This is a genomic window from Fluviicola sp. (assembly GCF_030151805.1).
In the GTDB taxonomy this organism is placed as follows: domain Bacteria; phylum Bacteroidota; class Bacteroidia; order Flavobacteriales_D; family Crocinitomicaceae; genus Fluviicola.
In genome coordinates this window covers 1-9,432 of record NZ_JASLCN010000372.1, presented here as the reverse complement: position 1 = coordinate 9,432, position 9,432 = coordinate 1, and the positions used below count along the sequence as shown (strand labels likewise).

9 protein-coding genes are annotated in these 9,432 nt (G+C 41.3%); 6 read left to right on the top strand and 3 right to left on the bottom strand.

The genetic code is table 11. From position 1 onward, the window contains the following. The 3 genes from pgk to Q1V93_RS14145 all read left to right on the top strand — a co-directional run. The coding region (gene pgk, locus Q1V93_RS14155; protein ID WP_300665571.1) for a phosphoglycerate kinase at positions 1–413 on the top strand (413 nt) is incomplete at its 5' end. Positions 414–592: 179 nt separating this feature from the next. Continuing rightward, a complete protein-coding gene (locus Q1V93_RS14150; RefSeq protein WP_300665570.1) occupies positions 593–1,357 on the top strand; it encodes a hypothetical protein in 765 nt (254 codons plus the stop codon). A gap of 1 nt (position 1,358) precedes the next feature. Further along, positions 1,359–2,012, top strand: a complete 654-nt coding sequence (locus Q1V93_RS14145; RefSeq protein ID WP_300665569.1) for a hypothetical protein — start codon at positions 1,359–1,361, stop codon at positions 2,010–2,012. A gap of 3 nt (positions 2,013–2,015) precedes the next feature. Here Q1V93_RS14145 and gatC read toward each other — a convergent pair whose 3' ends face one another. Further along, positions 2,016–2,309, bottom strand: coding sequence for an Asp-tRNA(Asn)/Glu-tRNA(Gln) amidotransferase subunit GatC (gene gatC / locus Q1V93_RS14140; protein ID WP_300665568.1), 294 nt, complete (start codon positions 2,307–2,309; stop codon positions 2,016–2,018). Positions 2,310–2,346: 37 nt separating this feature from the next. Further along, on the bottom strand, positions 2,347–3,102 hold the full coding sequence (locus tag Q1V93_RS14135) for a lysophospholipid acyltransferase family protein (protein WP_300665566.1): 756 nt from the start codon (positions 3,100–3,102) through the stop codon (positions 2,347–2,349). A 121-nt stretch (positions 3,103–3,223) separates the two neighbouring features. Between Q1V93_RS14135 and trpS the strand changes: the two genes are divergently transcribed. From trpS to ppk1, 3 genes are all read left to right on the top strand, one after another. After that, positions 3,224–4,192 (top strand): tryptophan--tRNA ligase, encoded by a 969-nt coding sequence (gene trpS, locus Q1V93_RS14130; protein WP_300665565.1) that lies wholly within the window; start codon positions 3,224–3,226, stop codon positions 4,190–4,192. A 232-nt stretch (positions 4,193–4,424) separates the two neighbouring features. Then, a complete protein-coding gene (locus Q1V93_RS14125; RefSeq protein WP_300665563.1) occupies positions 4,425–6,143 on the top strand; it encodes an ABC transporter substrate-binding protein in 1,719 nt (572 codons plus the stop codon). A 192-nt stretch (positions 6,144–6,335) separates the two neighbouring features. Then, a complete protein-coding gene (ppk1, locus tag Q1V93_RS14120) occupies positions 6,336–8,411 on the top strand; it encodes a polyphosphate kinase 1 (protein WP_300665562.1) in 2,076 nt (691 codons plus the stop codon). Here ppk1 and Q1V93_RS14115 read toward each other — a convergent pair. Then, positions 8,412–9,432, bottom strand: a 1,021-nt coding sequence (locus Q1V93_RS14115; protein WP_300665560.1) for a histidine kinase, incomplete at its 5' end; no start/stop codon positions are given.

Here is a 9,432-nt window from a genome sequence, read left to right as displayed (position 1 = left end):
ATCTATACATCCCGACAGATACGATTGTTGCAGATAAATTTGATAATAACGCAAGTACACAATTGGTTCCGATCAATGCTATTCCTTCCGGGTGGATGGGATTGGACGTTGGTCCTGAATCCATCAAAGCGTGTGCGGAGATCATTGAAAATTCCAAATTGATTTTGTGGAACGGCCCGATGGGTGTTTTTGAAATGAGCAATTTCCAGAAAGGAACTGCTGAAGTAGCTCAATCCATCGTAAAAGCAACCGAAAAAGGAGCATTTTCATTGATTGGCGGTGGTGATTCTGTTGCTGCGATCAATCAATTCGGATTAGCTGATAAAGTAAGCTACGTTTCTACCGGTGGTGGAGCCATGTTAGAATATTTAGAAGGAATTGAATTGCCGGGAATTAAGGCGATTCGTTCTTAAATAAGAAATAGAAAAATAATGAAATCCCCAATTTGTTTCGACAGGTTGGGGATTTTTAAAATCTGTTATTCATCTTTCCAATTTAAATATTCACTCAACAGCCTGTGATGCTAATTAGGCCCTTCTGAATCAACTATTCTTTATTCCTTCGAAAACAGAACCGGAAACTTAAACCGTTTATGACACCAAATCGCGCTAAAATTGTTCTCACTAATCCATGTTCAGAAAACTGGGATTCCATGCCCGCTGATGCTATTGGACGTTTTTGCCAGTCGTGTCAAAAGAGTGTGATTGATTTCAGTTCAAAATCGGATGATGAAATCAAAACCTTCCTGAAAGATAAACAAGGAGAAAACCTGTGCGGCCGCTTCCAGGTTCACCAGGTGGAACGTATTCGTATTGAAATTGATCCGAATTTACTGATTTCTGCCATTCCTTCCTGGCAAAAGTTTTTGGTTGTGTTTTTAATTTGCTTCGGACAAGATTTCCTGGGCGTTGATTTCATATTCGCGCAAACAGAAACGGATTCCATTCCGGTTAAAACCGAACAGGTTGATTCGTTGGTTTCCATAGCCGTTGCAGAGCCAGATTCAACCTTAGAAGCAGCGGTTGATTCTGTTCAAAAACCGATTCATTCTAAAAAAAGTGAAACAATCGTTCTTGATTCTTTTCTATTTGGTCTCGGAGAATTCATTGGTGGTAGTGTTATGCTTATTGATGAACATCTTCTCGATGAATTGGGGATTAACTTACCTGGCCCATTCCCAAAAATTCCTTTGTCTCAAGATCAGCCCGAAGAGGATACCACAAATTTCGAAACAGGAATTACGCAAATGCCACAGAATAATCCGTTTATTCCGAAACGTCCGCAAAAAAAACCGCTTCCTCCGGAAAATGCCGTTATTGCTGATTCCGGTGAAAGACGAAAAACAAGAAGAGGTTAAGATGAAGCAATCAATCAGCATCCTAATCGGCCTTTTATGGATGTCTTTTTCTGTTTTTGCACAGAAAGAAACCAATACCCTGAATACCAAAGAAAATCTCTTTGCCGCTAATGAATCTGGTAAATTTGTATCAGCAACTTCTTCCTCGATACAATCAACCGAAAATGTAACTGTTACTGTAGATACGTTAACTCCAGCAAGCTTTGAATTCTATTGTCACATTTTTCCTAAGGAGACCGTTGTGGAAACCTATCCCGGCGGATACTCAGATACTATTGTTTACAGAGGATGCCGAAACATTCCTGCATTCCAGGTAAGGATTGATTACAAAGGGGAAGATAAAATAGAAATTCAAATCGAAGATGGCAAGTTGGTAGCTGTCCAACAGGCATTGGATTCCGCAGGAAACTGGATTTCGTTGGAGCATTTCATCCACAGCGACTGTGGAAATAATTATTCATTTGCGCGACTCAAAAAAAATGAAAGTTATCTTTTTAAAATTGCCCAATACACCGGAAACTATCCGACCAAAATGCGTTTGAAAATTTTGATTGATGATCAGGTCTATTACAGCAATGAATTCAATGGAAGTATCAATAACGAACAGTTGAACTCCAGTTATAACAGGAAAGAAAACGAAACGATTTTCAGATAAGGATTACTTATCCAACACCTTTGCAATGCGGAAGTAATCCGAATCTTTCTTCGGTGCGTTTTTCAATGCTTCTGCCTGTGTGATCGTTACTTCAGGCTCATCATCGCGAAGCACATTCACTTCGTCGCTCATAAAAATCAACGGTTCCACATCATCGGTTGGAATCTCAGACAATTTCCCCATAAAGCCAATAATCTTATCCAAATCTTCACGGATAGCAACCTTCGCATCTCCTTCAAAACGCAGTCTTGACAGATGTGCAATGTGATCAATTGTTTCTTCTGAAATTTTTTCCATGTTGCAAAATTACAAAATTTGCCTGAATTGCTCTCGATTACTTCATTAAACCTCTTTGTCTCAAAGGTCCGGCCAAAACATCAAATACATAATCGGACAATTCTGTTTCCGACATTCCGTTTTGTTTTTCAACTGAAACAATATCGTGCATATACACCCGAGAAATTCCGGGATGTGCATATCCTAAAACCTGATCGGGATCAGAGAACATGTGGTGGTGGTCCAGAAAAGTAATCGGGACAATCGGAATCCGGGCATTCTTGGACAATTTGAACGCTCCTTCTTTGAATGGAGCCATTTGCGGCAAATCATCATCCGGAATTCCTCCTTCCGGGAAGATCACGATCGACCAACCTTCCTTGATTGCATTCTTCGCCTGGATAAACGATTTCGCAGATTTGATCCGATCTTTACGATAAACAGGAATATTTAATCTCTTAAAGAAGGTTTTCATCAAAGGATAACTCAATATTTCACTTTTGCCCATAAAGAGGAAACGATGACGCGGCAACAGCGAATACATGATGAAAATATCGAAATACGACGTATGATTGGAAACAATCAGATACGGTCCTTTGGGAAGTTTCACTTTTCGAATGCGATGCACCCAGATCAAAGCCAGAATCCGAACTGTAAAACTCCAGACCACATTAATCGGGAAACTCCATTTCCTCCAGGAAACGCGGCTCAGGGTAATGTAGATAAAAGGGTAGAAAAATAGCAAGGTCGCTACGAAGATCAGCCCGACGTATAACTTATAACACAAACTCAAGACTCCCAGGAACTGCTTCACCTCTCAAAAATAACGCTTCCAATGAAAATTCGGTAACAAAAAACCGGGCAATCTCGAAATTCTAAGTAATTCATTCGATTAAGCGAAGAGAAACTAGTAAATTCGCTAAAAAACAATTCAAATGTCACGAGTTCTTACAGGTATTCAAAGTACGGGCACTCCACACTTGGGGAATTTGCTCGGTGCGATCCTACCTGCTATTAAAATGTCGAAAGATCCTCAAAATGAGTCTTTTCTTTTTATAGCGAATCTACACTCTTTGACTCAGATCAAAGATTCCGAAATCATGCGTGAAAACACGTATTCTACTGCGGCTGTCTGGTTGGCTTGCGGAGTAGATCCTGAAAAAACAACGTTCTACAGACAAAGTGATGTAGCGGAAGTTTCGGAGTTGATGTGGCATTTGTTGTGTTTCTTTCCTTTCAAAAGATTGAGTTTGGCGCACGGTTTCAAGGATAAAGCGGACCGTTTGGAAGATGTAAATTCGGGTTTGTTTACTTATCCGATGCTTATGGCAGCCGACATCCTGATTTACGATGCTGAGTTGGTTCCGGTGGGGAAAGATCAGTTGCAGCATCTTGAATTTACACGGGATGTTGCCTCCCGATTCAATCACCAGATGGGAGAAACGTTTGTTCTTCCGGATGGACGCATTGATGAAAACACGGAAATCGTTCCCGGAACAGATGGAGAGAAAATGAGTAAATCCAGGGGCAACATTATCAATATTTTCTTGCCTGAAAAGGAATTGAAAAAACAGGTCATGTCCATCGTAACAGACAGTAAAGGATTGGAAGAACCGAAAGATCCGGATACCTGCAATATTTTCAAAATATACCGTCTTTTGGCTTCACCTGAAGAAATTGAAAGTACGCGAAGTAAGTACCTGGCTGGTGGATTTGGTTACGGACACGCTAAAACTGCGCTTTTGGAGTTGATCTTAACGAAATTTTCTGCCGAAAGACAAAAATACAACGAATTGATGGCGGATAAATCTCAAATTGATAAAGCCTTGCAAATAGGAGCTTCTAAAGCAAGATTGATTGCTCAGGAAACACTAAATCGAGTTAGGAGTAAAATTGGCTACTAAAAAAATTTTTAATAATCGATACCGTTTAATCAAAAAGTACTATATTTGAGTCAACTTATGTTACACCAACATAAACTACTCTTATTAAACCAACATGCTGAAGCTCCAATTATGGGGCTTTTGCCTTTTTAAGGGGTGACTGCCTGAAAAAAGCTTACTTTAGTATATTTCTTCAGGATTAGCGCAATTTGTTTTAAATGTTATTTTTGTAAATCACTACAACATACTTACTATGTTTAAACAGCTCGTTCTTGTTTCCATGCTTGCTTTCGGTTTTGCTGGATGTTCGGATGATTCGGTAAATGTGGAGGATCTGAAAGCCATCGGAGGTGCCAGGTATGGAGGTGAATTTCGCTTCATGTCTTCTGAAAAAATAGAAGCATTATTTCCTCTTCAAGCTACAACTCTTTATACACAACGAATTACTTCCCAGATTTTTGATCCTATTTTACGCCTCGATGCATCCGGATCAAAAGTGATTCCATCCGTCGCAGAAAGTTTCAGCGTTTCACCGGATGGCAAATCCTATACCTTATCCATTCGCAAAGGCGTTTATTTCCACCCGGACGAATGTTTGGACGGAGAAGGCCGCGAATTAACTGCAGATGATGTGAAGTTTACGCTCGACATGGCTTGCAGCGGATTGAAAATAAATGAAGTCAGTTATATGCTCCACGACCGCGTTGTTGGTGCAGCGGCTTATAACGACGCCACGAAGACACAATTGAAAGCCGGTGGAGTTTCCGGAATCAAAGTGTTGGGCAAATACAAACTTCAGATTGACCTCGTAGAAGCATTTGCCGGTTTCGACAAATTACTCACGTATTCCGGTTTCGGAGTTTTCCCGAAAGAAGCTTACGATCAGTATAAAAACGACATCAAAAACCATCCTGTGGGAACAGGGCCTTTCATGCTCGAAGATTTCTCTGGAAAAGGACTGAAATTGAAACGCAATCCGAACTATTGGGCAAAGGATCAATTCGGAAATCAGCTTCCGTTCCTGGCAGAAATAGCATTGAGTTATACCAAAAACAAACGCAGTGAACTCATTGCCTTCAGAGAGCGAAAAATAGACCTTGTGCTGGAAATTCCCACAGAAGAAGTAGATAACATTCTAGGTTCGCTGCAAGAGGCTCAGGAAGGAAAAACAGTGAAGCACAAAGTGGACTCCAAACAATCTTTCTCGGTTACTTTTTTGGGAATGTCCCAAAGACACCCTGCTTTTAAAGACGCTCGTGTCCGAAGAGCCATTAATCATGCCATCAATCGGGTTACTTTGGTCAACAACACCCTGCTTGGTGAAGGATATCCGGTCTTGAACGGTTTTATTCCGAACAATGAGTTTTTTCCTGCAAATCGGGTGAAAGGACCTGATTACAATGTTGCAAAAGCCAAATCATTGCTTGCTCAGGCCGGCTTTCCGAATGGAAACGGTTTCCCGGTTATGACAATCTACGTCAGTGGAAACAAAGATGCCGCAAACCACTTACTGGCAAAAGGCATTGCGCAGCAATTAAAAGAAAACCTCGGCATTTCGGCATCCGTAGAATTGGTTGATTTCGAAAAACGCAACCGCTATGTCAAATCCGGGAAGGCCAGCATGTGGGTTTCGGGTTGGATTGCCGATTATCCGGACGGAGAAAGTTTCCTGAGCATTTTCTATGGAAAATATGCAAACATGGATTCGGAATTTATGAATCCTTTCAAATACAGAAGTGCGAAATTTGACGATCTGTACAACCGTTTGAACAAAGAACAGGATCCGCAAAAACGTATGGATATCATGGTAGCATGCGACCAGCAGATCGTAGACGATGCGGTGGTTATTCCACTTACAAACGATGATTTCATTACGATGATCAATTCCAGGGTTCGAAATTTTAAGACAAATTCATTGGAGAATTTAGATTTTTCCACTATTTTTATCAAAGAACCAAGGAGTTCTGAATAATTATTTTTTACTAACTCTCAGCTTGCAAAAAATGAAGGCAGTCCAGGGCGGATTGCCTTTTTTTATTCTGTTAACACAATCTCAAAAATTTATTAACTTAGAATAAAAAGCATGGTGCTAAGTTTGCCACCATATTCAATAAACATGGTAAAGAGTCAGGAAACGCACGCATCAAAAAACAAACATTCTTCAATGAAATACTTTAACCGTGAATTAAGTTGGCTCTCCTTCAACGATCGCGTTTTGCAAGAAGCCCTGGATGATGAAGTTCCGTTAGTAGAACGCTTACGATTCCTGGGGATTTACTCCAACAACCTGGATGAGTTTTACCGTGTGCGCGTAGCGAACATCAAGCGCATGATTCAGGTTGGTGATCAAAAAGTAGAAGGCTACAAAGGAACATCGGAAGAATTGTTCGAAGAAATCCGGAATGTGGTCATCAAACAGCAACGCAAATTTGAACATGCCTACGCTTCCATTCTTCACAAACTCAAACTGAACGGAATCCGTCATTACGATGAAACAACCGTCAACGACAAGCAAAAAAGAGAACTGAAAAGCTACTTTTTTTCTTCCGTTATTCATGATATCGTTCCGGTTTTGCTGGACAAAAAAATGCCCTTTCCCCGCTTAAGAGATAAGGCAATTTACCTTGCTGTGCGCATGGAATGGGATTATAAACGAAAAGCACGCTTTGCATTGATCGAAGTTCCCAACCGTGTTTCAAGGTTTTACATCCTGGAATCAGAGAAAGGAAAAGGTGTCATTCTGATTGATGACATTATCCGTTTGAACCTGGCAGATATCTTCCCTATTTTCTCTTTTGATACGATTGAAGCCTTTACCTTCAAATTTACCCGCGATGCCGAGCTAAACCTCGATGACGATGTATCCATGTCTTTTATTGAGAAAATGGAAAAAAGCATCAAACAGCGGAAAAAAGGAGAACCGGTTCGCATGGTTTACGACCACCGGATGCCGCAGGATTTGCTGGAAATGCTGATCAAAAGTTTGAATCTGACAGCGGGAATCAACACCATTGCCGGAGGAAAGTATCACAACTTCAAAGATTTCATGAAATTTCCGGATTTCGGAAACAAAGAATTCGTTTATCCGACTTATACTCCGGTAGACCATCCCAGTTTTCACAAACAGCACAGTCTCATCAAAGTGATTCTGGAAAAAGATGTTTTGCTTCATTATCCTTATCTGCGCTTTGATCACCTCGTAGATTTATTGCGTGAGGCCGCCATTGACCCGAAAGTTTCGTCAATCAAGATCAATATTTACCGCGTTGCTCAGAATTCACAAGTAATGAACGCCCTGGTAAACGCCGTAAGAAACGGAAAAGAAGTGACCGTCGTGCTGGAACTACAAGCCCGTTTTGATGAAGAAAACAACTTGTTCTGGTCTGAAAGAATGAAGGAAGAAGGTGCAAAAGTGCTTTTCGGGCCGGAACATCTGAAAATTCATTCCAAACTCATCCAGATCAAACGCCATTCCGACAAAAAAGAACAGCTGATCACTTACATCGGAACCGGAAACTTTAACGAACGATCAGCTCAGGTTTATACGGACGTAGGCCTTCTCACCGCCGACAAAAAAATTGCCCAGGAAGTGCATGAGGTATTTCATATGATGGAACACGTACTTCACAATCATCAGTTCAAGACCTTGATCGTTTCACCGATCAATGCGCGTAGAAAGTACATCAGCCTGATCAATAACGAAACGAAGAACGCCAGGAAGGGCTTACCGGCATTTATTCATATTAAGATCAACAATTTGGTAGATCCGCAATTGATTGACAAATTGTATGAAGCTTCTCAAAACGGTGTGAAGATCAAATTATTGGTTCGCGGAATCTGTTGTTTGATTCCCGGAATTAAAGGCTTGAGTCAGAATATTGAAATCCTTAGTGTCGTGGACCGTTTCCTGGAACACACCCGCTTTTTAGTTTTCGGGAACAACGATAAACCGCTTTATTTCATTACTTCCGCAGACTGGATGGAACGAAACCTGGACAAACGTATTGAAGTCGGGGCTCCGATTTTCGATAAAAGCATCCAGGAACAGATCAAGCTTATTTTCGCCATGCAATGGGGTGATCGTGAAAAAGCACGGATCATAGACAAAATGCAGAAGAATAGCTACAAGGAAGCAAGCGGGCATGAAGCAGTCATTCGTTCACAGGTGGAATTACAAAACCATTACCGTCATTTGATTGAGTTGAAGGATGCAGAAATGAAACAGAATCAGTTGCCCTGATCAGAATCCTTCTTTCTTTAGTTCGTCTGCATAAGCTTTCGTGATCAGCGGAATGAAAATCTCTACTGAAACACCGCCGCCCGACCGTTCGCGGATCAGGTAGGAAGAACTTGTTTTGTTGAGCTTATTCAACAAGTAAAGACGGTCATTGATGATTTCAGAAGCCCTGGAAGAATCGATGGCTTTCAATCCTTTCCCGTTGTCCTCAATAACGATTGCCAATTCGTTCAATCCTTTTAATGAAAAACGAAGTTTCAATTCTCCGCGGCGGTTCAGGTTCGAAAACCCTTCCAAAACAGTGCTTTCAACAAAAGGTTGCAGGATCATGGTCGGCAAACAAACATTCGTCGGATCCAGGTTCTCATCGATCTCAAACGAAAAATCGAAGGCTTGTTTCGAACGGTCTCTTTGAAGCGTCAAATAGAAGGTTAGAAACTCTATCTCACGGTCCAGCGTCATGAAATCGTCATGCGTGCTATCCAACACCTGTTTCAGCAGTTTGGAAAATGACTGAATTTGTTTTTTATAATCCCCTCCCTGATTGATGTTTTCGTTTTGAAGCTGGTTCAAGGCATTGTAAATGAAATCCGGGTTGATACGCGCACGATTTAAACGCTGCTGTATTTCCAGTCTTTTTTGTTTTTGCTTGATGGATTTTTGTCGGAAAACCATTAAAACATAAGCGGCAAGCAGGGCAAAAATGATACTTCCCACCAGGATCAGGCGCCATTTCAGGTTCCCGATTTGTTTTTGCTGCTGAAGCAGGCGTTTGTCCTGTTCGTATTCCGCGTCGGACTTTTCTTTCCTTACCCGGTGATATTTCTCTTCCAGCTGGCTCAAAGCACGCGCATTCTGGATTTTCACCACGCTGTCTTTCATTTTCGACAGATCTTCAAAAACCACCAGGGCTCTTTCGTACTCACCACTCAGTTTTGCGCAGTTGTATAGCAATTCCAGCGCATTCGTTACGTCATACGGATAACCGACTTTCTGGGCATACACCAAATTGGAATCCGCAAAC

Coding starts and splice junctions, on each gene's coding strand:
- Q1V93_RS14145 (WP_300665569.1), top strand. CDS start 1,359: ATGAAGCAATCAATCAGCATCCTAATCGGCCTTTTATGGATGTCTTTT.
- gatC (WP_300665568.1), bottom strand. CDS start 2,309: ATGGAAAAAATTTCAGAAGAAACAATTGATCACATTGCACATCTGTCA.
- Q1V93_RS14150 (WP_300665570.1), top strand. CDS start 593: ATGACACCAAATCGCGCTAAAATTGTTCTCACTAATCCATGTTCAGAA.
- ppk1 (WP_300665562.1), top strand. CDS start 6,336: ATGAAATACTTTAACCGTGAATTAAGTTGGCTCTCCTTCAACGATCGC.
- Q1V93_RS14125 (WP_300665563.1), top strand. CDS start 4,425: ATGTTTAAACAGCTCGTTCTTGTTTCCATGCTTGCTTTCGGTTTTGCT.
- trpS (WP_300665565.1), top strand. CDS start 3,224: ATGTCACGAGTTCTTACAGGTATTCAAAGTACGGGCACTCCACACTTG.